General features: G+C 67.6%; 22 protein-coding genes and 1 riboswitch. Of the genes, 10 read left to right on the forward strand and 12 right to left on the reverse strand.

What is annotated here, in order from left to right; all coding sequences use genetic code 11:
• Positions 1–11: 11 nt before the first annotated feature.
• Genes ACSR1C_RS03910 through ACSR1C_RS03930 form a run of 5 tightly spaced genes read right to left on the reverse strand, consistent with a single transcriptional unit; the run spans position 12 to position 6,415 of the window.
• Positions 12–1,400, reverse strand: coding sequence for a ribulose-bisphosphate carboxylase (locus ACSR1C_RS03910; protein ID WP_460258032.1), 1,389 nt, complete (start codon positions 1,398–1,400; stop codon positions 12–14).
• Positions 1,401–1,416: 16 nt separating this feature from the next.
• Complete coding sequence (fba, locus tag ACSR1C_RS03915) at positions 1,417–2,499, reverse strand: class II fructose-bisphosphate aldolase (RefSeq protein WP_460258033.1); 1,083 nt, start codon at positions 2,497–2,499, stop codon at positions 1,417–1,419.
• Positions 2,500–2,520: 21 nt separating this feature from the next.
• Complete coding sequence (gene tkt, locus ACSR1C_RS03920; RefSeq protein ID WP_460258034.1) at positions 2,521–4,509, reverse strand: transketolase; 1,989 nt, start codon at positions 4,507–4,509, stop codon at positions 2,521–2,523.
• A 12-nt stretch (positions 4,510–4,521) separates the two neighbouring features.
• Positions 4,522–5,394, reverse strand: a complete 873-nt coding sequence (locus ACSR1C_RS03925; protein ID WP_460258035.1) for a phosphoribulokinase — start codon at positions 5,392–5,394, stop codon at positions 4,522–4,524.
• A gap of 13 nt (positions 5,395–5,407) precedes the next feature.
• Positions 5,408–6,415 (reverse strand): class 1 fructose-bisphosphatase, encoded by a 1,008-nt coding sequence (locus ACSR1C_RS03930; protein WP_460258036.1) that lies wholly within the window; start codon positions 6,413–6,415, stop codon positions 5,408–5,410.
• 103 nt (positions 6,416–6,518) lie between these two features.
• Between ACSR1C_RS03930 and cbbR the strand changes: the two genes are divergently transcribed.
• Positions 6,519–7,439 (forward strand): LysR family regulator CbbR, encoded by a 921-nt coding sequence (gene cbbR / locus ACSR1C_RS03935; protein WP_460258037.1) that lies wholly within the window; start codon positions 6,519–6,521, stop codon positions 7,437–7,439.
• 6 nt (positions 7,440–7,445) lie between these two features.
• Here the strand turns inward: cbbR and ACSR1C_RS03940 are convergent, their stop codons facing one another.
• Both ACSR1C_RS03940 and ACSR1C_RS03945 read right to left on the reverse strand, forming a co-directional pair.
• Positions 7,446–7,934, reverse strand: a complete 489-nt coding sequence (locus ACSR1C_RS03940; protein ID WP_460258038.1) for a hypothetical protein — start codon at positions 7,932–7,934, stop codon at positions 7,446–7,448.
• Positions 7,931–8,485, reverse strand: a complete 555-nt coding sequence (locus ACSR1C_RS03945) for a permease (RefSeq protein ID WP_460258039.1) — start codon at positions 8,483–8,485, stop codon at positions 7,931–7,933. The genes ACSR1C_RS03940 and ACSR1C_RS03945 overlap by 4 nt, the downstream gene beginning before the upstream one ends.
• A 117-nt stretch (positions 8,486–8,602) precedes the next feature.
• Positions 8,603–8,806, forward strand: a riboswitch (cobalamin riboswitch).
• 138 nt (positions 8,807–8,944) lie between these two features.
• Between ACSR1C_RS03945 and ACSR1C_RS03950 the strand changes: the two genes are divergently transcribed.
• Genes ACSR1C_RS03950 through ACSR1C_RS03990 form a run of 9 tightly spaced genes read left to right on the forward strand, consistent with a single transcriptional unit; the run spans position 8,945 to position 16,334 of the window.
• Positions 8,945–10,792, forward strand: a complete 1,848-nt coding sequence (locus ACSR1C_RS03950; RefSeq protein WP_460258040.1) for a TonB-dependent receptor plug domain-containing protein — start codon at positions 8,945–8,947, stop codon at positions 10,790–10,792.
• Positions 10,767–11,627 (forward strand): ABC transporter substrate-binding protein, encoded by an 861-nt coding sequence (locus tag ACSR1C_RS03955; RefSeq protein ID WP_460258041.1) that lies wholly within the window; start codon positions 10,767–10,769, stop codon positions 11,625–11,627. The genes ACSR1C_RS03950 and ACSR1C_RS03955 overlap by 26 nt, the downstream gene beginning before the upstream one ends.
• Positions 11,627–12,616 (forward strand): FecCD family ABC transporter permease, encoded by a 990-nt coding sequence (locus ACSR1C_RS03960; protein ID WP_460258042.1) that lies wholly within the window; start codon positions 11,627–11,629, stop codon positions 12,614–12,616. Before ACSR1C_RS03955 ends, ACSR1C_RS03960 begins: the two co-directional genes overlap by 1 nt.
• Positions 12,613–13,371 carry an ABC transporter ATP-binding protein gene (locus ACSR1C_RS03965; RefSeq protein ID WP_460258043.1) on the forward strand — a complete coding sequence of 253 codons (759 nt, stop codon included), beginning with the start codon at positions 12,613–12,615 and terminating at the stop codon, positions 13,369–13,371. Before ACSR1C_RS03960 ends, ACSR1C_RS03965 begins: the two co-directional genes overlap by 4 nt.
• Entirely contained in the window at positions 13,368–14,156 is a 789-nt protein-coding gene (locus ACSR1C_RS03970) for a cobalamin-binding protein (RefSeq protein WP_460258044.1), read from the forward strand. Before ACSR1C_RS03965 ends, ACSR1C_RS03970 begins: the two co-directional genes overlap by 4 nt.
• On the forward strand, positions 14,153–14,770 hold the full coding sequence (locus ACSR1C_RS03975) for a MotA/TolQ/ExbB proton channel family protein (protein ID WP_460258045.1): 618 nt from the start codon (positions 14,153–14,155) through the stop codon (positions 14,768–14,770). The genes ACSR1C_RS03970 and ACSR1C_RS03975 overlap by 4 nt, the downstream gene beginning before the upstream one ends.
• Complete coding sequence (locus tag ACSR1C_RS03980) at positions 14,770–15,144, forward strand: ExbD/TolR family protein (protein ID WP_460258046.1); 375 nt, start codon at positions 14,770–14,772, stop codon at positions 15,142–15,144. The genes ACSR1C_RS03975 and ACSR1C_RS03980 overlap by 1 nt, the downstream gene beginning before the upstream one ends.
• Positions 15,145–15,156: 12 nt before the next feature.
• Positions 15,157–15,537, forward strand: a complete 381-nt coding sequence (locus ACSR1C_RS03985; RefSeq protein WP_460258047.1) for an ExbD/TolR family protein — start codon at positions 15,157–15,159, stop codon at positions 15,535–15,537.
• Positions 15,534–16,334, forward strand: coding sequence for an energy transducer TonB (locus ACSR1C_RS03990; protein WP_460258048.1), 801 nt, complete (start codon positions 15,534–15,536; stop codon positions 16,332–16,334). The genes ACSR1C_RS03985 and ACSR1C_RS03990 overlap by 4 nt, the downstream gene beginning before the upstream one ends.
• Here the strand turns inward: ACSR1C_RS03990 and ACSR1C_RS03995 are convergent.
• From ACSR1C_RS03995 to ACSR1C_RS04015, 5 genes are read right to left on the reverse strand one after another with little or no spacing between them, the layout of a single operon-like run.
• The gene (locus tag ACSR1C_RS03995; protein WP_460258049.1) at positions 16,331–16,561 is read right to left on the reverse strand and encodes a formate dehydrogenase subunit delta; all 231 of its coding nucleotides are present in this window, start codon (positions 16,559–16,561) and stop codon (positions 16,331–16,333) included. The two genes, ACSR1C_RS03990 and ACSR1C_RS03995, sit on opposite strands and share 4 nt — an antisense overlap.
• Positions 16,551–17,375 carry a formate dehydrogenase accessory sulfurtransferase FdhD gene (gene fdhD / locus ACSR1C_RS04000; protein WP_460258050.1) on the reverse strand — a complete coding sequence of 275 codons (825 nt, stop codon included), beginning with the start codon at positions 17,373–17,375 and terminating at the stop codon, positions 16,551–16,553. Before fdhD ends, ACSR1C_RS03995 begins: the two co-directional genes overlap by 11 nt.
• On the reverse strand, positions 17,372–20,245 hold the full coding sequence (fdhF, locus tag ACSR1C_RS04005; protein WP_460258051.1) for a formate dehydrogenase subunit alpha: 2,874 nt from the start codon (positions 20,243–20,245) through the stop codon (positions 17,372–17,374). Before fdhF ends, fdhD begins: the two co-directional genes overlap by 4 nt.
• Complete coding sequence (locus tag ACSR1C_RS04010; protein ID WP_460258052.1) at positions 20,242–21,783, reverse strand: formate dehydrogenase beta subunit; 1,542 nt, start codon at positions 21,781–21,783, stop codon at positions 20,242–20,244. Before ACSR1C_RS04010 ends, fdhF begins: the two co-directional genes overlap by 4 nt.
• On the reverse strand, positions 21,780–22,256 hold the full coding sequence (locus tag ACSR1C_RS04015; RefSeq protein ID WP_460258053.1) for a formate dehydrogenase subunit gamma: 477 nt from the start codon (positions 22,254–22,256) through the stop codon (positions 21,780–21,782). Before ACSR1C_RS04015 ends, ACSR1C_RS04010 begins: the two co-directional genes overlap by 4 nt.
• Between the last annotated feature and the right edge of the window lie 83 nt (positions 22,257–22,339).

Genomic DNA, 22,339 nt, shown 5'->3' on the forward strand with positions numbered 1-22,339 from the left:
TCCCGACGGGATTATGCAGCGGAATTGATCCGCAGCGCGCTGCGCCAGTCCGGGAACAGCTTGTCCGCGTCGCCGGGGAAGCTTTCGAAGGCGCGGGCGAACTCTTTGTGGTCCTTGGCGAATTCCAGCGGATCGGCGCCGGTTTTCCAGCACTGTTCGGCCTGCCGCAGCGATGTCGCCCCCGCCGCCGCGCCGTCGATATGCCCGAACGAGCCCCCCCCGGCGGTCAGGATCAGATTCGAATGGCCCAGATTCGCGAAGAAACCGGGCATCCGCAGCGCATTCATCCCGCCCGAAATGATTGGCGTGGTGGCGCCCATGCCTTCCCATTCCTGGTGGAAATAGGGGCCATCGGCGCTGTCATCGGTGATCATGTAGGCCATCAGCCTGTCGGCGGCTTCGCCTTCCATCTTGCCAAAGCTCATGGTGCCGGTGTGAATGCCGCTGGCACCCTGCATCCGGGCCATTTTCGACAGCACGAAGGCGGTATAGCCGCGCATCGACTGGGGCGAGGTCACGGCGCCGTGGCCCGCGCGGTGATAGTGCAGATACTGCTTGGGGAAATTGCGCCGCGCGGTGGTGATCGCCGCCGGGCCGGTGACATAGCCATCCACCAGAAAGGCGACATGATCGGCGTTTTCGGCGAAGGTTTCCAGGATGAATTCGCCACGCGCGATCATCTCATAATGATCGTCGGCGGTGATGTTGGCCGAAAACAGCTTGGCCTCGCCGGTCTTGTCCTGCGCGCGCTTCATCGCGTCGGCGACCAGCGGGATGGTTTCCTTCAGCGGCGCGAACAACTGATTGCCTTGCGGTTCGTCGTTCTTGATGAAGTCGCCGCCCAGCCAGAAATCATAGCAGGCATCGGCAAAGGGCTGCGGGCGCAGGCCGAGCTTGGGCTTGATGATCGTGCCGACGATGAAGCCGCCATCCACATGCGGCCGCCGCAGCACACGCCACAGATCCGAAATCGTGGTCGAGGGGCCGTCGAACAGCTTCAAAAAGGCGGGCGGCACCCAGAAATCGTGCATCTTGGCGTATTCCACATCGCCCATGCCCTGATTGTTGCCAATGGCCAGCGTCAGGAACGAACAGATCATCGCCCGCCCGTCGATGATGTTGCGGTCGAACAGTTCGACCGGATAGGCGATCTTCATCAACTCTTGCGCCTCGTCGATTTCATAGACCAGCGCATCGACGCCGCGGGTGAAATCGTCGGTCGTGGACACGTCCACATTGGTCCCGGTCGAACTTTCGGCGGCAAAATGCGCCGCGGTGGCGAGATAGCCGTCAAAGCCGGCCTTCGGCTTCATGATATAGGCCACCAGCACATGCTTGCCGCCGGCGATCAGGTCTTCCTCTTTCAGGTCGAGACGGGCGTAACGGTTTGATTGGTCCATTTGGGATTCCTCCTGTTTATTCGGCCGCTTTGGCCTGCGCGATCTGGGGATCAAGGCTGCCATCGGCATAGCGCGCGGCCATGTCGTCCAGCGGGATCACCTTGATTTTGCCGGCGTTTCCGGCAGTGCCGAACCGCTCAAACCGGTCGCGGCACAGATTTTCCATTTCGGCCATTGCCGGGATCAGGAATTTGCGCGGGTCGAATTCCTGCGGGGTCTGGGTGGCGACCTTGCGGAACTGGCCGGTCATCGCCATGCGGCAATCGGTGTCGATATTCACCTTGCGCACGCCCATCCTGATGCCGCGCTCGATTTCCTCGACCGGCACGCCATAGGTTTGCGGCATCTCGCCGCCGAAACTGTTGATCAGATCCTGCAGGTATTGCGGCACCGAACTGGACCCGTGCATCACCAGATGGGTGTTGGGCAGTTTTTGGTGGATCGCCTCGATCGTCGACATGGCCAGGATGTCGCCGGTCGGCTTGCGCGTGAACTTATAGGCCCCGTGCGAGGTGCCGCAGGCAATGGCCAGCGCGTCGCATCGGGTTTTCAGCACGAAATCGACCGCCTGATCCGGGTCGGTCAGCAACTGATCGTGGCGCAGCTTGCCCTCGGCGCCGGATCCGTCCTCGGCCGCGGCCTCGCCGGTTTCCAGGCTGCCCAGCACGCCCAGCTCGCCCTCGACCGAGGCGCCGACCCAGTGGGCGGCGTCGGTGACGGCCTTGGTGATCGCGACGTTATAGTCATAGGAGGCGGGCGTTTTCATGTCGGCCTCAAGCGAGCCGTCCATCATCACGCTGGTAAAGCCGTGGCGGATGGCGGTCAGGCAGGTGGCTTCGTTATTGCCGTGGTCCTGATGCATGCAGACGGGGATGTCGGGGTACATTTCCGACAGCGCCTGCACCATGTGGCGCAGCATGATGTCGCCGGCGTATTTGCGCGCGCCGCGGCTGGCCTGCAGGATCACCGGCGCATCCACCGCTTTCGCGGCGTTCATGATCGCCAGACCCTGTTCCATGTTGTTGATGTTGAAGGCCGGGACGCCGTAGCCGTGCTCGGCCGCGTGGTCCAGAAGTTGCCTTAGCGTGATCAGTGCCATCGTAATATCCTTTCTGGTGGGTCAGGCCGTCAGGGTCCGGGCCGCGTCGGCCACGGCCTCGGGGGTGATGCCGAAATGCGCGTAAAGCGCGCCCGCCGGGGCCGAGGCGCCGAAGCCCGACAGGCCGACGAAGGCGCTGTTGTCGCCCAGCAGTTCGCCCCAGCCTTGGCGCACGGCGGCCTCAACGCCGACGCGCGGGGCGGTGCCCAGAACGGCGGCGCGATAGGCGGCATCCTGCGCGGCGAACAGTTCGAAACACGGGGCAGACACGACGGCGGCACCGATGCCGCGCGCGGCCAGCAGATCGGCGGCCTTCACCGCGATCTCGACCTCCGATCCGCTGGCGATCAGGGTCACGTCGCGGGGGCCGTCCGTATCGCGCAGCACATAGGCGCCCCGGGCGGTCAGGTTGATGTCGGTGTGATCCGTGCGCAGGGTCGGCAGGCCCTGACGCGACAGGGCCAGAATGCTGGGCGTGCTGGCCGAGGTGGCGGCGATCTGCCAGGCTTCGGCGGTTTCCACCGCGTCGCAGGGGCGCAGGACATTGAGGTTGGGCATGGCGCGCAGGGACGCCAGATGTTCCACCGGCTGGTGGGTCGGGCCATCTTCGCCCAACCCGATGCTGTCATGGGTCATGACATAGGTCACCGGCAGGCCCATCAGCGCCGACAGACGGATCGCCGGGCGGCAGTAATCGGTGAACACCAGAAACGTGCCGCCATAGGCAACGAACCCGCCATGCAGCGCGATGCCGTTCATCGCCGCGGCCATGCCGTGCTCGCGGATGCCGTAGTGGATGTAGTCGCCGCCGTAGCTGTCGCGGCCGACCGGGGTCATGCCCTTGGTGCGGGTCAGGTTCGATCCGGTCAGGTCGGCCGAGCCGCCGATCATGTTGGGCAGGGCGGCGGTGACCACCTCCAGCGCCATTTCCGATGCCTTGCGGCTGGCCACCTTGGGGGCCTGTGCCGACAGGTGCGCCTTGTAGGCGTTGATCGCGGTGGTCAGCGCCGCCGCGTCCGGCGTGGCGACCGAGGCGTTGAACGCGCCCGCCTTGGGCGAACCCGCGAGACGTCCTCCCCACGCCTCGCGGGCTGCCTTGCCCCGCGCCGAAACCGCGTGCCAGGCGGCGTATACTTCCTGCGGCAGTTCGAACGGGGGAGAGGTCCAGCCAAGGGCGGCGCGGGCGGCGGCGATCTCTGCCTCGCCCAGTGGCGCGCCATGGGTGGCGGAAGTGCCCTGCTTGTTCGGCGCGCCAAAGCCGATGATCGTGCGGCAGGCGATCAGGCTGGGGCGCGGATCGTTGCGGGCCTCGTCGATCGCATCGGCAATTTCGGCGGTGTTGTGGCCGTCGACCGACAGCACATGCCACCCCGAGGCGGCAAAGCGCGCCTTCTGATCGGTCGAGGTGGACAGCGCGGTGGCGCCGTCGATGGTGATCTCGTTGTCGTCCCACAGCACGATCAGCCGGCCCAGGCCCCAGTGCCCGGCCATGTCGGCGGCTTCCTGGCTGATGCCTTCCATCAGACACCCGTCACCGGCGATGACATAGGTGAAGTGATCGACCAGATCATCGCCGAAACGTGCGTTGTGCATCCGTTCGGCCAGCGCCATGCCGACGGCGGTGGTGATGCCCTGACCCAGCGGGCCGGTTGTCATCTCGATCCCGTCCGCATGGCCGTATTCGGGATGGCCCGCGGTGCGCGATCCCATCTGGCGAAAGGCGCGGATCTGATCCATGCCCATATCGGCGTAGCCCAGCATGTGATTGATCGCGTAGATCAGCATCGAGCCATGCCCGGCCGACAGCACGAACCGGTCCCGGCCGGGCCATTTCGGCGCGGCGGGATCGATTGCCATGAAACGGTTGAACAGCACGGCGGCGACATCGGCCATGCCCATCGGCATGCCGGGATGGCCGGAATTGGCGGCTTGCACGGCGTCCATGGTCAGAGCGCGGATGGCATTGGCCATAAGCGTCTCGGCGGCGGTGGAAACGGTCATCTGGTTCATCTCGGGTCCTCCTCAGGCGCGTCTGGAGTCGTTGACCAGGCGCTCGATCATCGGGGTGAAAATCAGCTGCATCGCCAGATCCATCTTGCCGCCCGGAATGACGATGGAATTGGCCCGGCTCATCCAGCTGTCGTGGATCATCGAGGTCAGGTAGGCGAAATCGATGCCGCGCGGATTGGCGAAGCGGATCACCACCAGGCTTTCGTCCGGGGTGGGGATCCAGCGGGCGATGAACGGGTTCGAGGTATCGACCACCGGCACGCGCTGGAAATTCACATCCGTTTGGGTGAACTGGGGCGTGATGCAATGCACATAAGCGTGCATCCGGCGCAGGATCACATCGGTCACCGCCTCGGTCGTATAGCCGCGCTTTTCCTTGTCGCGGTGGATCTTCTGGATCCATTCCAGATTGACCACCGGCACCACACCGACCTTCAGATCGGCGTGTTTGGCCAGGTTGACCTCTTCGTTCACCACCGATCCGTGCAGCCCTTCATAGAACAGCAGATCGCTGTCGGCCTCGAAATCGGCCCAGCCGGTGAATTCACCCGGCGGCACGCCATAGCGCGCGGATTCGTCATCGTCGTGCACATAGTGGCGGGTCTTGCCGGTGCCGGTCTTGCCATAGTCGCGAAAGACGCGCTCCAACTCGGCCAGGGCGTTGGCCTCATAGGAAAAATGGCTGAAGGTCGGGTTGCCCTCGGCATAACGGCGGTCCAGCTCGGCCTTCATCTCGGCGCGGTTGTAGCGGTGAAAGGCGTCGCCCTCGATCGACACCGCCTTGATGCCCTCGCGGCGGAAGATCTGATCGAACGTGTGCTTGACGGTCGAGGTGCCCGCGCCGGACGACCCGGTGACGGAAATGATCGGATGTTTCTTGCTCATGACTGGGCTTTCCTTAGACGCGGAACAGGCCGCGATTGCCGAACAGGGCCGAAACCTCCTGCTCGGGCAGATCGAAATAGGCGGCGACGCGGCTGACCTTTTCAGGCGAACCGAAAACGAAGGGGGTGCGGGCGTGCAGGCCGGGCGCGGTCTTGGCCATGATCCGGTCGTGCCCGTCGGTGGCGCCACCGCCGGCCTGCTCCATCACAAAGGCGATCGGGGCGCATTCATAAACCATGCGCAGGCGGCCCATCTCATAGCCTTCGCGTTGATCGCCGGGGTACAGGAACACGCCACCGCGGGTCAGGATGCGGTGGGTTTCGGCGACCAGCGACGCCACCCAGCGCATGTTGAAATTCTGTGCGCGCGGGCCTTCCTCGCCGGCGATGCAATCGTCGATATAGGCGCGTACCGGCTGTGGCCAGTGGCGATAGTTCGAGGCGTTGATCGCAAACTCGCGCGAGGTTTCGGGCACGCGCACCGCCGGGTTGATCAGCAGCCAGTCGCGGCTGTCGGGATCCAGCAGATATTCCTGTGTGCCATTGCCGAAGGTCACCACCAGCATGGTTTGCGGGCCATAGATGATATAACCGCCGGCCAGTTGCTCGGTGGCCGGGCGCAGTACGCTGTCATTGGCGTCCGCGCGGGCCTCGAAGATCGAAAAGATCGTTCCGATCGACACGTTCACATCGATATTCGACGAGCCGTCCAGCGGATCGATCGCCAGCGCATAGGCGCCCGCCGGGTCCAGCGCGACGACCTCGTCCTGTTCTTCGGAGGCGTACCAGCGCACGCCCGCGGTTTTCAGTCGCTCGGCAAAAGCCGCGTCGGCCAGGATATCCAGCGCCTTCTGCCCGTCCCCGCCGGTATTGGTGCCGACCTCTGCCCCCAGCTTGCCGCCCAGCGGGCCGCGCTGGATGAGATGCGAGAGTTCTGCCCCGACATCGCACAGGGCCAGGATCAGCGGCCGCAGGGCATCAGGGACGTGCCCCGATTCCGCGATCGGATCGAATGTCTGCATGGTCTCCTCCCGAATCTGGCACCGAAATGCGCATGGCTTGCTATTCCAGACTGGGGAATGTTATAGAATTTAATAAATGGTAATTCGGATTAGGGAAAATTTAATGCCAAGGGCCGATGCGGTTAGTTTCAAGCAGTTGCGCGCGTTGGGGGCGGTGGCGACCTGCGGCTCGATAACGCAGGCGGCGGCGCAGATCGGTCTGACCCCGCCGGCGGTGCACACCCAGCTGCGGCTGCTGGAGGAGAGTTTCAACTGTAAATTGCTGCATCGCGGCGCCAGTGGGGGGGCGACGCTGACCCGTCAGGGGCAGGTCGTGCTGGCCGCGACCCGGACGATCGAGGCCACGCTGAGCGCCTGCACCGCCCATGTCCGCGCGATTAACAACGGGATGGAGGGGCTGGTGGTGCTGGGGGTGGTGTCCACCGGCAAGTATTTCGCGCCGGGGTTGGTGGCGCAGTTGCAAAAGGCCTATCCGAAGATCGAGGTTCTGATGAAAATCGGCAACCGCGACATGATTGTGGCCGCACTTCAGACCGGGGCGATCGACATGGCGATCATGGGCCGCCCGCCGCGCACGCCTGTGGTGAACGCCATCCCGCTGGGGCCGCACCCGCATGTGATGATCGCGCCGCCCGGCCATCCGCTGGCGGGGCTGGAACGGGTGCCGTCCGACGCGCTGATCGAGGAAACCTTTCTGGCGCGCGAGGAAGGGTCGGGCACACGTATCCTGATGAGCCGCCTGCTGGACCGGCTGGGGCAGGGGCGCACCTACAAGATGGTCGAGATGGGCACCAACGAGACGATCAAGCAGGCGGTGATCGCGGGGCTGGGGCTGGCGCTGATTTCGCGCCATACGGTGACCGAGGAATTGCATTCGGGCCGTCTGGTCGAGCTTCGGGCCGAGGGGCTGCCGCTGTTGCGGCAATGGTTCCTGCTGCATCCGGCCGAGGTGGCGCTCAGCGCCGCCGGGCAGCGGGTCGAACGGTTCATCGCCGATCAGAACGGCGCGTTCCTGCCGGTGTGACCGGCGTCAGAGCAGCAGCATCACCACGCCCAGGATCAGTGGCAGCGGCAGCGACAGGGCCGAGCGGATCAGCATGAACCGCCGCCCCATCAGCGGCAGCTCATAGGCGATGGCGCGGTTCAGGTTCATCACCGACCAGGCGGTGACATAGGCCATCAGCGGCGCCCAGCCGGCCCCGGCCTTCAGCGCCGAGGCACCGATCGCGAAGGCCACGAACGGCCCGCCCGGCGTGGCCGCGCCAAACAGCGTGGCCAGCGCGACCCCGGTCAGGCCCGAACTGGCGCCGAACAATCGCTCGATATGGTCGACCGGCAGCAGCTCGGCCAGAAAGCCCGCGCCGACCAGCCCGACAAAGATGCGCGGCACCATGAACAGGGTGGTGGCGCGGGTGCGGGCGATCACTGCGGGCATCATGTCGGGATGGGTCGCGCGCAGGCGGCGCAGCAGCACCAGCGCCAGCGCCCACAGCAGAACGGTGCCGATCAGGATATTCATGCGCGCCGCCCCGCCGCCCAGAAATACCGCACCGCCAGCCCCAGCAGCACCGGGCCGGGCAGCGACAGCGCCATGCGCAGGGCGACGAAATCGGCGGGCAGAAAGGACAGCTCCCAGATCAGGGTGCGGTTCAGCCCCAGCAGCACCCAGCCCGACACCAGCGCCACGCCCGCGCCCAGATCGGCCCCCGCCGCCATCAGCCCGATGGTCAGCGGATAGGTCACGCTGGGTCCGCCGGGAATCACCGCGCCCGCCACCGTGGCGATGATCAGCCCGCGCAGCCCGCTGTCGGGGCCGATCAGCGCCTGTATCCGCTCGCGCGAGATCAGCATGGGCAGGATCGAGGCCAGCAGGACCCCGGCCAGAATCTTGGGCAAAAGCGCCAGAGTGAACCCGGTTTCGGTCAGAAAGATATGCCAGAACACCGCGCTGCCCTTTTGCCACCAGACGGCGGCGCCGGACAGGACGGCGATGGCGATGATGAACAGCAGGCTGCCGTCGATCATCTTGTGCGGGGTGCTGGCGCCGGGGCGCGGCGGATCAGGTTGCATGGGTCAGCTTTGGCACGGTACGCGACCCGGCGCAATTTCAGATGTGGCATGGCGGGCTTTGCGCCCCGTCGTGCGGCCCGGCCCGGATTTGGCCTTTGACTCGGGGCCGCGATGCGCTAAGGACCGTCTCACTTCGGTTCCCCCCTTCGGGGTGGATGAAAAGGGAACGCGGTGACGCCCATTCGGGCCATTCCGCGGCTGCCCCCGCAACTGTAGGCGGAGAGCAAGGCTGACAATGCCACTGGGGCCATAGGACCCCCGGGAAGGCCAGCCAAGCTGTGACCCGCTAGCCAGGAGACCTGCCGAGGTGATCACCCTTTCCGGGGCGCGGGGCGCGCAGCGGAGGCGGCCAGACCGCAGTGGTGACGTTTCACCGTCTGCGGCGGGGCCATGCCCTTTCCCGAAGACATATCGACAAAGACGGACGGGCACAGACCCGTCCCGGACGAGGGCTAGGATATGACCGTCAAACTGCTTGCCACCACTGCCACCGGCGCCCTGCTGACCGCACTGGCGGCCCCGGCCACCCATGCGCAGGAAGTGATCCTGCTGGACAAGATCACCGCATCGGCCAATCTGGAAGACACCGACGCCGACCGCAGCGGCCCGTCGGTGGTGATTGTCACCGAAGAAGAGCTGGACCAGACCGCCGAGACCCGCGTGGTGGATTATCTGGCGCGTCTGCCCGGCATCAGTGTGCGCAGCCGCGGCCCGCTGGGCGGCCAGACCGGCCTGACCATCCGCGGCGTCAGCCAGACCAATATCGCGGTGCGGGTCGACGGCATCGACGTGTCCGATCCCTCGGGCCCGCAGGTGGCTTTCGATTTCGGCAGCCTGACCACGATGGATATCAGCCGGATCGAGGTGCTGAAGGGGTCGCAATCGGCGCTTTACGGGTCCGAGGCGATCGGCGGTGTGATCGACATCACCACCAAACGCGCCACCCGCGACGGGGTCGAACAATCGGTGGGGCTGGAATATGGCAGCTATGACACCGTGAAGGGCAGCTACAGCTTCGCCGCCCGTGGTGCGGATCACGAACTGGCCTTCACCCTGTCGCATATCGAAACCGATGGCTATTCGGCCGCCGATGAAAACGACGGCAACACCGAGGAAGACGGGTTCAGCGCCGACCGGTTCAGCTTTTACGGCGAATACGTGCTGGATAACGGGGTGAAATTCATCGCCTCGGGTTTTTATGAGGATGCCGAATACGACTATGACGAAAGCGGCCCGGTCGACGGCACCCCCGACGAGGTGACCGCCAACCTGAGCAAGGGCCTGCGCGGCGCGGTGCAATTCGCCACCGGCGCGGTCGATCACGAGGTGGAACTGGCCTGGTTCGACATCGACCGCGAGCTGACCGGCACCAACATGTTTGGCCCGTTCGAATACGACTATGTCGGCGAACGCCGCACCATCGGCTATCGCGGTGCTACCGATCTGGGCGCGGCGGCGCGGCTGGTCTTTGGCGCGCAAAGCGTCGAGGAAACCTATGAAAACGATTTCGGCTTTGGCAGCTCGGGCTATGACAGCACGGTCAACAGCGCCTTCGGCGAAGTCAGTTTCGCCCCGTCGGAGCGGGCCGATGTGACCGCCACCCTGCGCTATGACGACCATTCGGAATTCGGCGATTACGTCACCGGGCGGCTGGCCGGCGTGTACCGCGCGCGCGAGGATCTGCTGTTCCGCGCCAGCCTGGCCAACGGCTTTCGCGCGCCGTCGAATTACGAATTGTACGATGTCTATTCCGGCAACCCCGATCTGGATCCCGAAACCAGCGTCAGCGCCGAGATCGGTGTCGAGAAACGCTATGGCGATCGGGGTGTGGTCAAGGCGACGGCCTTTTATATCGAGGCCGAGGATCTGATCGACTACAGCTATACCACCTACACCTATGTCCAGGCCGATGGCAAAACCCGCCGCTCGGGGCTGGAACTGTCGGGGGCGTGGAGCGTGACCGAAGAGGTCGAGCTGGCGGGCGCCTATACCTATACCGACAGTTCGGGGTCGGCGGTGCTGGACAGCTCGTCCTGGCTGACCTCGACCCCGCGCCATCTGCTGTCGCTGGCCGCGTCCTATGATGTGACCCCGGTGCTGAACGCGACGCTGACCGCGCTGCACGGCGCCGACCGGGCGGCGCTGCCGGACATGACGGTGTTCGACGCGGCCTTCACCTATGCGTTCGACGACAGCACCGCGGCCTATCTGCGGGTCGAGAACCTGTTTGACGAGGAATATCAGGTGGTGCCCGGTTATGGCACCACGGATCGGGCGTTCTATGTCGGGCTGCGCAAAAGCTTCTGAGCGCATAATCGCGCTGACCGCCGCGCTGGGCCTTTGGCTTGGCGCGGCCCTTTCGGCGTCCGCCGCCCCGCCCGAGCGCGTGGTGTCCCTGAATGTCTGCACCGACCAACTGGCGATGCTGCTGGCCGCGCCGGGGCAACTGGTGTCGGTGTCGTTTCTGGGGCAGGATCCGCATAGCTCGGCCATGGCCGCGCAGGCGCGTGCCTATCCCGTCAACCACGGTCGTGCCGAAGAGGTGTTTCTGCTGCGCCCCGATCTGGTGCTGGCGGGCAGCTATACCGCGCGCCCGGCGGTGCGGATGCTGCGCCGGCTGGGGGTCGAGGTGGTGGAATTCCCGCCCGAGCGCAGCTTGCAGGATGTGCGCGATCACCTGCTGGCGATGGGCGATCTGCTGGACCGGCAGGCGCAGGCCCGCGCGCTGGTCGCGCGGTTCGATGCCGGGCTGGCGGCATTGCACGAAGAGGTGGCCCATCGCCCCCGCGCGGCGCTTTACGGCCCCAACGGCTATACCACCGGGGCGCAGACCCTGGCGGGCGAGATTTTGCAGGCCGCCGGTTTCGCCAATATCGCGACCGAGGCCGGGCTGGGCGCGGGCGGCACGCTGGCGCTGGAGCGGCTGGTGATGCTGCGGCCCGACCTGATCGTCACCGGCACCCGCTATCCCGGTGCCTCGCGCGCCGAGGCGTTGCTGGATCACCCGGCGCTGGCGGCGCTGTTGCGGGATATGCCGCCGGTGCCCGCTACCGATGCCAACTGGGTCTGCGGCACGCCGCATGTGCTGACGGCGATCGCGGGGCTGGTGGAACTGCGCCACAGGCTGGAGGATGCGCCATGATGAGCTATCGCAGCCTGATCATCACCCTGTCGCTGGCCGTGGCGGCGCTGTTCACCGCGTCGCTGCTGATCGGTCCCGCCGGTCTGGGGCTGGGCGACAGTCTGGCGGCGCTGATCGCCGGGCGGGGCGAGGCCGAGGTGCTGGTGATGCGCGAGATTCGCCTGCCGCGTGCGGTGCTGGGGGGGATGCTGGGCGCCTCGCTGGGCCTGTCGGGGGCGGCGATGCAGGGCTATCTGCGCAACCCGCTGGCCGAGCCGGGGCTGATCGGGGTCAGCTCCTCCGCCGCGCTGGGCGCGGTGCTGGCGTTGCAGACCGGGCTTGCGGCGGCATTCGCGCTGGCGCTGCCGCTGATGGCGCTGGGCGGCGCGCTGCTGTCGGTGTTGCTGTTGCTGGTGCTGGCCGGGCCGCGCGGGTCGTCGCTGACGCTGATCCTGGCCGGGATCGCGGTCAGTGCTTTCGCCGGCGCGCTGACGTCACTGGTGCTGAACCTGTCGCCCAATCCCTATGCCGCCGCCGAGATCGTGTTCTGGATGCTCGGCTCGTTGGCCGACCGCTCGTTCACCCATGTCTGGCTGGCGCTGCCTTTCATGGCGCTGGGCTGGGTGCTGCTGGCGACATTGGGCCGGGGGCTGGACGCGCTGACCCTGGGCGAAGACGCGGCCGCCGCGCTGGGCATCCGTCTGGGCCGGGTCAGGCTGGTGCTGATCCTGGGCGTGGCCGCCTGCGTTGGCGCGGGTGTCGCGGTGGCGGGCGCGGTCGGGTTCGTCGGGCTGGTGGTGCCGCATCTGTTGCGCCCGCTGGTCGGCGCGCGGCCGGGGCGTCTGTTGCCCGCCTCGGCGCTGGGCGGTGCGGCGATGCTGCTGGCCGCCGACATCGCGGTGCGGCTGATCGCGCCCGACCGGGATCTGAAGCTTGGGGTGCTGACCGCGCTGGTCGGCGCGCCGCTGTTCCTGCATCTGATCTACAAGACGCGGAGGGCGGGGCTGTGACGCTGCTGACCCTTTCCGACCTCACCGTGTATCGCGGCCCGCGCGCCGTGGTCGATGGCGTGTCGCTGTCGGTCGCGCCGGGCGAGTTCATCGGCCTGATCGGTCCCAACGGCGCGGGCAAGACCACGCTGCTGCGTGCGGCCCTGGGCCTGCTGCCCGCGTCCGGGCACAGCGCGCTTGCGGCGCTGCCCGCCGCCGCCCGTGCCCGCGCCGCCGCGTGGCTGCCGCAGATGCGCGAAATCGCCTGGCCGGTATCGGTGGAAACGCTGGTGGCGCTGGGCCGCACCCCGCATCTGCCCCCCGGCGGACGGCTGGGCGCGGATGATCGCGCGGCGGTGGACGGCGCGCTGGAACGGCTGGATCTGGCCGGGTTCCGATCCCGCGTCGTCACGCAGCTTTCGGGGGGCGAGCAGGCCAGAGTGCTGATCGCGCGGGCATTGGCACAAGATGCGCCGCTGCTGCTGGCGGATGAGCCCATCGCCGGGCTGGATCCGGCACATCAGATCGCCGCCATGCAGGTTTTCGCCGCCATGGCGGGCGAAGGGCGTGCCGTTGTCGCATCCCTGCACGACCTGGGTCTTGCTGCGCGCCACTGCACCCGGCTGATCCTGATGGGACAGGGCCGGCTGGTGGCCGACGGCCCGCCGCGCGCGGTGCTGACCGAAGATAACCTGCGCACGGTTTTCGGCCTGCGCGCCTATTACGCCGACACGCCCGACGGCCCGGTGTTTCAGCCGCTGGAGGTGGTGAAATGAGCTTTCCGCCCCGCCGTATCGTCTGTCTGACCGAAGAAACGGTCGAGACGCTTTATCTGTTGGGCGAGGAGGCGCGCATCGTCGGCGTCTCGGGTTATGCGGTGCGCCCGCCACGGGTGCGGCGGGAAAAGCCGCGGGTGGGGGCGTTCACCTCGGCCGATCTGCCGAAGATCCTGGCGCTGGAGCCCGATCTGGTGCTGACCTTTTCCGACCTTCAGGCCGATATCGCCGCAGGTCTGATCCGGCAGGGCGTGGCGGTGCACGGGTTCAACCAGCGCGATCTGGCGGGCATCCTGGCGATGATCCGCATGATGGGCGCGCTGGTCGGCGCGTCTGATCGGGCCGAGGCATTGGCCACGGGGTTCGAGGCCCGGCTGGCGCGGCTGCGCGACACGCCGCGCACCACCCGCCCGCGCGTATATTTCGAGGAATGGGACGATCCGATGATTTCCGGCATCGGCTGGGTGTCCGAACTGATTGAACTGGCCGGCGGGCGGGACGTGTTCGCGCCGCTTGCGCGCTGTCAGGCGGCGAAGGACCGGATCGTGACCCCGGATCAGGTGATTGCGGCGCGGCCAGAGGTGATCCTGGCCTCGTGGTGCGGCAAGAAGGTGCGGTGCGAAAAGATTGCCGCGCGCCCCGGCTGGGGGGCGATTCCGGCGGTGCGCGATGGGCGGATACATGAGATCAAGTCGGCGCTGATCCTGCAACCGGGTCCGGCGGCGCTGAGCGACGGGCTCGATGCGGTCGAGGCCGCGCTATGGGGCGAAAGGGGGGCGGGATGACTGCGTTGGCCGAGTTTTTGCAAAAGGGCGGCCCGGCGATCTGGGTGATCGCGGCGCTGTCGGTTCTGACACTGGCGCTGATCCTGTGGAAGGTCTGGCGCCTGGCGGCGATGGGGGCCTGGGCCGGGGCGCGTGCCGAACGGGCCGTGGCCCTGTGGCAGGCGGGCGAACGTGACGCGGCGCGGGCGGCCGTGGCGGGCCGGGCCGGGATGCGCGCGCGGCTGGTGCGCGACGCGCTGGCCGCGCTGTCGGGCAGGCTGCCCGAGGCGGCGGCGCGCGAAGAGGTCACCCGCGTCGCCCGCGGCCTGCTGGCCGAGGCACGGTCGGGTCTGCGGGCGCTGGAACTGATCGCCGCCATCGCGCCGCTGCTGGGGTTGCTGGGCACCGTTCTGGGCATGATCGAGGCGTTCCAGACCCTGCAGGCCGCCGGTAATCAGGCCGACCCCGCCATCCTGGCCGGCGGAATATGGGAGGCGCTGCTGACCACCGCCGCCGGCATGGCGGTGGCGATCCCGGCGGCGATGGCGCTCAGCTGGTTCGAAAGCGTGGTCGACGCGGCCCGCCATGACATGGAGGATCTGGCGACGCGCATTTTCGTGACGGGGGCGGGCTGATGTTCAGTTTCGCGGCCCCGCGCAAACCCCGCCGGCCCAGCCTGACGCCGATGATCGACGTGGTGTTCCTGTTGCTGGTGTTCTTCATGCTGGCCGCGCGGTTCGGGCCGCAGGCGGGGCTGGATCTGCGTCTGGCGGGGGGCGGCGCCTATTCCGGCCCGCCCCGGCTGGTCGATGTCACGCCGGACGGGCTGCGGCTGAACGGTGTGGCGCTGGATGCGGGCGCGTTGCCCGGCGCGCTGACCCGGCTGAGCGAAAGCACCGCCGATACGGTGGTGATCCGCCCGCGCGAGGGCGCCGATCTGCAACGGCTGGTCGATGTCATGGGCCAACTGCGCGCGGCCGGGTTTACCGCGCTGGCACTGGTGGAGTAGGGAGTAGGGCGGATGGAATTTGCACAGCAGCAGCAGCGGCGGATGCGGGGCGAGGATATCGTGCCGATGATCAATGTCGTGTTCCTGCTGCTGATCTTTTTCCTGATGACCGCGCAGATCGCCCCGCCCGATCCGCTGGATGTGACCCCGCCGCAGGGCGTGGGCGAAACGGTGGCGCCGGGCGATACGCTGTTCATCGCCGCCGACGGCGCGCTGGCCTTTGGCGACGCGCGGGGCGCGGCGGTGTTTGCGGCGCTGGCCGGGCGCGACGCGGCGCAGCCGCTGGTGCTGCGTGCCGATGCCGGGGTGCCGGGCGCGCGTCTGGCCGCGCTGCTGGCGCGTCTGGCGCAGGCCGGACAGGGGCAGGTTCTGCTGGTGGTGGGCGGATCATGAAACGGCTGGCCGAGATCGCGCTGTTCGTGCCGGTGGCCGCCGGGCTGCATCTGGCGGCGTTCGGTCTGGCCGGGGGCGCGCTGAGCAGCAGCAGCGGCGGGGCGCAAGGCGCGGGCGGTGACAACCTGATCACCCTGGCCGCCGCCGCGCCGCAGATGGCGGCGCTGGTCGAAACATGGGACGCCCCGCCCGAGGCCGCGGCGCAGACCCCCGCACCACTATCGCCGCCGCAGCCCGAGGCCGCCGCAATGGCGGCCCCCACTGTCCCCGTCGCGCCGCCCCGGCCCCCGCTGTCAACCGCTACGCCAACCCTGGCCACCCCCGATCCGCGCCCCGAAATCGCGACTGAACCGGCCCCCTGGCCCGAACCCGCAGACCCCCGGCCCGCGCCGGCAACCAAACCCGCCAAGCCATCCGCCGCAGCCCCGGCCAAGCGCGCGGCGGGCAGTGGCGGCGGCGCGGCGGCGGGGCAGGCGGGCAGCGCCGCCGATGCGGGCCAGCAGCGCGCGCTGGCCTCGGGCTGGGCCGCGCAGATTCAGGCCCGGGTGGCGCGTGCGCACCGGGTACCTGCGACCGCCGCGCGGCAGGGCCTGACGGGCGAGGTTCTGGTGCGGATGGTGGTGGGGCGCGACGGGCGGCTGATCTCGGCCGGGGTGCGGCGCGGCTCGGGCCATGCGGTTCTGGACCGCGCGGCGCTGCAATCGGTGCGCCGGGCGGGGCGGTTTCCGGCGGCCCCGGCGGGTTTTACCAGCGACCGGCTGGGGTTTGACGTGCCGCTGGTCTTTGCGCTGAACTAGGGCGCGCTGGCCGGGGCCGGGGAGCGGATCAGCGCCGCGGCCTGCAGCACCACGGGCGACAGCCCCGCGCCACCCGTCTGTCCCATGGCCAGCAGTTGCGCGCGCATCCGGGGATCCCAGAAATCGTTGATATGGCTGGCTACGGCCCGCGCCGCCCGGTCGTCCGGCAGCGTGGCGAAGGCGGTGGCGATCTGGTTGGCCATATGGGCAAGTTTCTCAGGCGACATTGCTGGTCTCGTCTATCGTGATGCGGTGGGGATGGGTGAACAGCTCGAACCGGTCGTCGCGGGCCAGCGCCACCAGCGTCAGCCCCGCCGCCTGAGCCAGCCGCACCGCATGGGCCGTGGGGGCCGAGACGGCGATCAACACCGGCGCGCGGGCCAGAACCGCCTTTTGCACCATTTCGACCGACACCCGGCTGGTCAGCAGCACCGCGCCCTGCGCCGCATCGCGCCCGTCGCGGGCCAGTGCGCCGATCAGCTTGTCCAGCGCGTTGTGACGGCCCACATCCTCGCGCATTGCGGCCAGTTCGGCGTCCGGCGTCAGGAACCCCGCGCCATGCATCGAACGGGTGATGTCATGCAGCGCCTGGCCCGCGCGCAGTTGCGCCATCGCGGTGCCGATCTGCGCCGGGGTCAGGGTCAGCGGGTTGTCGGGCAGCGGCGGCAGCGGGCGCAGCGCCTGTTCCAGACTGTCGATGCCGCACAGCCCGCAGCCCACCGGCCCGGCCATGTGGCGGCGGCGGCGGGCCAGCCGCGCCTCGGCCCCCGGCGCCAGCCATATCTGCACCTCAAGGCCGGTATCGTGCTGGACCAGTTCCATCCGCTCGATCTGGGACAGATCGGTTATGATTTCCTCGGACAGGGAAAAGCCGGTGGCGAAATCCTCCAGATCGGCGGGGCTGGCCATCATCACCGCCTGGGTGGTGCCGTTATAGGACAGCGCGACCGGCAGTTCCTCGGCCAGGGCGCGGGTGCCGGCGTGGGCCGCGCCGCCCGCCACCGCCAGCGCGGGCACCGACAGATGCGCGCGCCCCCTCATTGCGCCGCCGGAAGGATGCGCCGGGCCCGGGCGGCCTGTTCGGCGTAATCCTTTTGCCAGTCGCTGGGCCCGTTCGACGGGCTGACCTGTACCGCCGTCACCTTGTATTCGGGGCAATTGGTGGCCCAGTCGGAATAGTCGGTGGTGATCACGTTGGCCTGGGTTTCGGGGTGGTGGAAGGTGGTATAGACCACGCCCGGTGCCACCCGGTCGGTGATCCGCGCGCGCAGCGCGGTCTCACCCGAGCGCGAGGCAAGGCGCACCCAGCCGCCATCGCGGATGCCGCGCTGTTCGGCGTCATGCGGGTGGATCTCCAGCACGTCCTCGTCATGCCAGACCACGTTTTCGGTGCGCCGGGTCTGCGCGCCGACATTGTATTGCGACAGGATCCGCCCGGTGGTCAGCAGCAGCGGAAAGCGCGGGCCGGTGCGTTCGTCCGTGGGCACATATTGGGTGACCACGAAATTGCCCTTGCCGCGCACGAAGCCGTCCACATGCATCACCGGCGTGCCTGCGGGCGCGGTGGCGTTGCAGGGCCATTGCACCGAACCCTCACGCTCCAGAAGATCGTAATTAACCCCGCTGAAAGAAGGGGTTGTGGTTGAAATCTCATCCATCACCTGCGCCGGGTGGCTATACTGCCAATCGGCCCCCAGCGCCTGGGCCAGCTTTTGCGTTACCTGCCAGTCGGCATAGCCCGCCTTGGGGGCCATCACCCGGCGCACCCGGTTGATCCGGCGCTCGGCATTGGTGAAGGTGCCGTCCTTTTCAAGGAAGGTCGAGCCGGGCAGGAACACATGCGCATAATTGGCGGTTTCGTTGAGGAACAGGTCATGCACGATCACGCAGTCCATCGCCGCCAGCCCGGCGGCGACATGGCGGGTGTCGGGGTCCGATTGCAAGATATCCTCGCCCTGAACATAAAGACCCCGGAACGATCCATCCACCGCCGCGTCCAGCATGTTGGGGATCCGTAATCCGGGTTCATTGCTGACCGTAACCCCCCACATCTTATCGAAAATCGCGCGGGTGGCGTCGTCATGCACATGGCGATATCCGGGCAGTTCGTGCGGGAAGCTGCCCATGTCGCAGGCGCCCTGTACGTTGTTCTGGCCGCGCAGCGGGTTCACGCCGACGCCGGGGCGGCCGATATTGCCGGTGACCATGGCCAGGTTGGCGATGGCCATGACGGTGGTGGAGCCCTGGCTGTGCTCGGTCACGCCCAACCCGTAGTAAATCGCGCCGTTGCCGCCGGTGGCGTAAAGCCGCGCGGCGGCGCGCAGGTCGGCGGCCGGAACGCCGGTCAACTGCGCGGTGGCCTCGGGGCTGTGGCGCGGATCGGCGATGAATGCCGCCCAGTCCTGAAAAGTATCTATATCACAGTTAGTTCGGATGAAATCCTCATCCAATAACCCGTCGGTCACGATGACATGGGCCATGGCGCTGAGCACTGCGACATTGGTGCCCGGCGTCAGCGCCAGATGGTGCGCGGCCTGCACATGCGGGCTGCGCACCAGATCGATCCGGCGCGGGTCGATCACGATCAGCCTGGCGCCCGCCCGCAGCCGTTTCTTCAGCCGCGAGGCAAAGACCGGGTGGCCATCGGTCGGGTTGGCGCCGATCACCAGAACCACATCCGCAGCCTCGACACTGTCGAAATCCTGGGTGCCGGCCGAGGTGCCGAAGGTCGTCTTCAACCCATAGCCGGTGGGCGAATGGCAGACCCGCGCGCAGGTATCGACATTGTTGTTGCCGAACACCGCGCGGATCAGTTTCTGCACCAGATAGGTTTCTTCATTGGTGCAGCGCGATGAGGTGATGCCGCCAATCGCATCGCGCCCGTATCGCGCCTGAATGTCCCGCAGCCGGGTGGCGGTGAAATCCATCGCCTGATCCCACGTGACCTCGCGCCAGGGCTGATCGATGCGGTCGCGGATCATCGGCGACAGGATGCGGTCCGTGTGGGTGGCATAGCCCCAGGCAAAGCGCCCCTTGACGCAGCTGTGGCCGCGATTGGCCTTGCCGTCCTTCCACGGCACCATCCGCACCAGCGTGTCGCCCTTCATTTCGGCCCGGAAACTGCACCCCACGCCGCAATAGGCGCAGGTGGTCACGACCGAATGATCGGGCAGGCCCATGTCGATGACGGATTTTTCCTGCAAGGTCGCGGTCGGGCAGGCCTGCACGCAGGCCCCGCAGGACACACAGTCCGAGCTCAGGAAATCCTCGCCCATTCCCGCCGCCACGCGGCTGTCGAACCCGCGCCCCGCAATGGTCAGGGCGAAGGTGCCCTGCACCTCTTCGCAGGCGCGCACACAGCGCGAGCAGGCAATGCATTTCGACGGATCATAGGTGAAATAGGGATTCGAGTCGTCCTTGGGGATGTAGTGCGGGTTTTCTTCGCCGTTCGCGCGGGTCGCAAAATGGTTTTCACCGGCCTGATACCGTACCTCGCGCAGCCCCACCGCGCCGGCCATGTCCTGCAATTCGCAATCGCCATTGGCCGCGCAGGTCAGGCAGTCGAGCGGATGGTCCGAGATATACAGCTCCATCACCCCGCGCCGCAGTTTCGCCAGCCTGTCGTTCTGGGTGTGCACCACCATGCCTTCGGCCACCGGCGTGGTGCAGGAGGCGGGCGTGCCGCGCCGGCCCTCGATCTCGACCAGGCACAGGCGGCATGACCCGAACGCCGCGACGCTGTCGGTGGCGCAGAGCTTGGGCACCTTGATGCCCGCCTCGGCGCTGGCGCGCATGACGCTGGTGCCCTCGGGGACGGTGATGGGGGTGCCGTCGATGATCAGCGTCACCATGGTGTCCGATGTCGCGGCGGGGGTGCCGTAATCGGCGTCGGGCAGGATGAAATCCTTCATTCGGCGGCCTCCTGCGCGGGGGTGAAATCATCGGGGAAATGGGTCAGCGCCGACAGGACCGGGTAGGGTGTGAAGCCCCCCAGCGCGCACAGCGATCCGTCGCGCATCGTGTCGCACAGATCGACCAGAAGGGCGGGTGCCTCGGTATCGCCCGCCGCGATCCGGTCGATGGTTTCGACGCCCCGGACCGCGCCGATCCGGCAGGGGGTGCACTTGCCGCAGCTTTCGATCGCGCAGAATTCCATCGCGAACCGGGCCTGGGCCAGCATGTCCACGCTGTCGTCGAACACCACGATGCCCGCATGGCCGATCAGCCCGCCTTGCTGGGTGTATTCCTCATACCCGAAGGCGGTCTCGAATTTTTCGCGGGGGAAATAGGCGCCCAGCGGGCCGCCGACCTGCACTGCCTTCACGGGGCGGCCGCTGGCGGTGCCACCGGCGATGTCATCGACGATCTCGGTCAGGCTGAGGCCGAAGGCGGTCTCGAACAGCCCGCCCTGCCTGACATTGCCGGCAATCTGCAACGGGATCGTGCCGCGCGACCGGCCCAGCCCGAAATCGCGGTAAAAGGCCGCGCCCTTTTCAAGGATCACCGGGATCGTGGCCAGTGAGATCAGGTTGTTGACGACCGTGGGCTTGCCCATGAACCCCTCATGCGCGGGCAGGGGCGGTTTGGCGCGAACCACGCCGCGCTTGCCTTCAAGCGAGTTCAGCAGCGACGTTTCCTCGCCGCAGACATAGGCGCCCGCGCCGATGCGCAACTCCAGATCGAAGGCATGGCCCGACCCAAGCACATCATCGCCCAGCAGCCCGTGCCGATAGGCGGTCGCGATGGCACCGCGGGTGGTCGCGGCGGCATCGGGATATTCCGAGCGCAGATAGATATAGCCCTGCGCCGCGCCCACCGCCAAACCGGCAATCACCATGCCCTCGATCAGGGTGAAGGGGTCGCCCTCTAGCAGCATCCGGTCGGCGAAGGTGCCGCTGTCGCCCTCATCGGCGTTGCAGATGACGTATTTCCGCGGGCTGTCGGCCTCTTGCACGGTGTTCCACTTGATCCCGGTGGGAAAGCCCGCGCCGCCGCGCCCGCGCAGGCCGCTGTCGGTGACCTGCTGCACGATCTCTGCCGGGGTCAGCGTCAGCGCGCGGCGCAGCCCCGCCAGCCCGCCATGGGCCTTGTAATCGTCCAGCGACAGCGGATCGACCAGCCCGCAGCGGGCGAAGGTCAGCCGGGTCTGGCGTTTCAGGAACGGAATGTCGGCGGTCGGGCCAAGCGCCTTGGCCGGGCCCCGCGCCGGAAAGCCCGCATCGAACAGGGCCGGGATGTCGGCGGGGGTGACGGGGCCGAAGGCGATGCGCCCGTCGGGTGTGGCGCATTCCAGCAGTGGTTCCAGCCAGGCCATGCCGTGGCTGCCGACACGGGTCAGGGTCAGATCAATGTCGCGCGCGCGGGCCTCGGCCAGCAGGGCGTCGGCCACCGTCTCGGCGCCGCAGGCTTTGGCAAAGGCGTCGCAGGACAGATATAGATGCAGCATCATCCGCGCGCCTCGGTCACGATACGGTCAAGGGTGGCGCCGTCCACGCGCCCGATCACCTGATCGTCCAGCATCGCGGCGGGCGCACAGGCGCACAGGCCAAGGCAAAACACCGGCTCCAGCGACACCGCGCCGTCGGGCGTGGTCCCGTGCCAGCCGATGCCCAGGGCGGTTCGGGCGCGCGCGGCCAGCGCATCCGCGCCCATTGCCTGACACGCCTCGGCGCGGCAAATTCTCAACACTCTGCGCCCGCCCGGCGCATCGCGGAAATCGTGGTAGAACGAGGCGACGCCATGCACCTCGGCCCGGCTGAGGTTCAGCACCTCGGCGATCACCGGCAGCGCGGGTTTGGGCAGGTGGCCGAATGCGGCATGAACGGCATGCAGGATCGGCAAAAGCGGTCCCTCCAGCCCGGCGTGTTCGGCGGCGATGGCGCGCACGCGGGTCCGGGTGTCGTCCTCGGGGGGCTGGGTCATGGGGGCCTCGCTGCCTTGTGAGGCGTTTGTGCGGCCAGGCGGGCCGGAAATCAATTCCGCAATCCCGTGGGGCGATAGGGGTT

It is taken from the genome of Actibacterium sp. D185-2 (assembly GCF_054954595.1).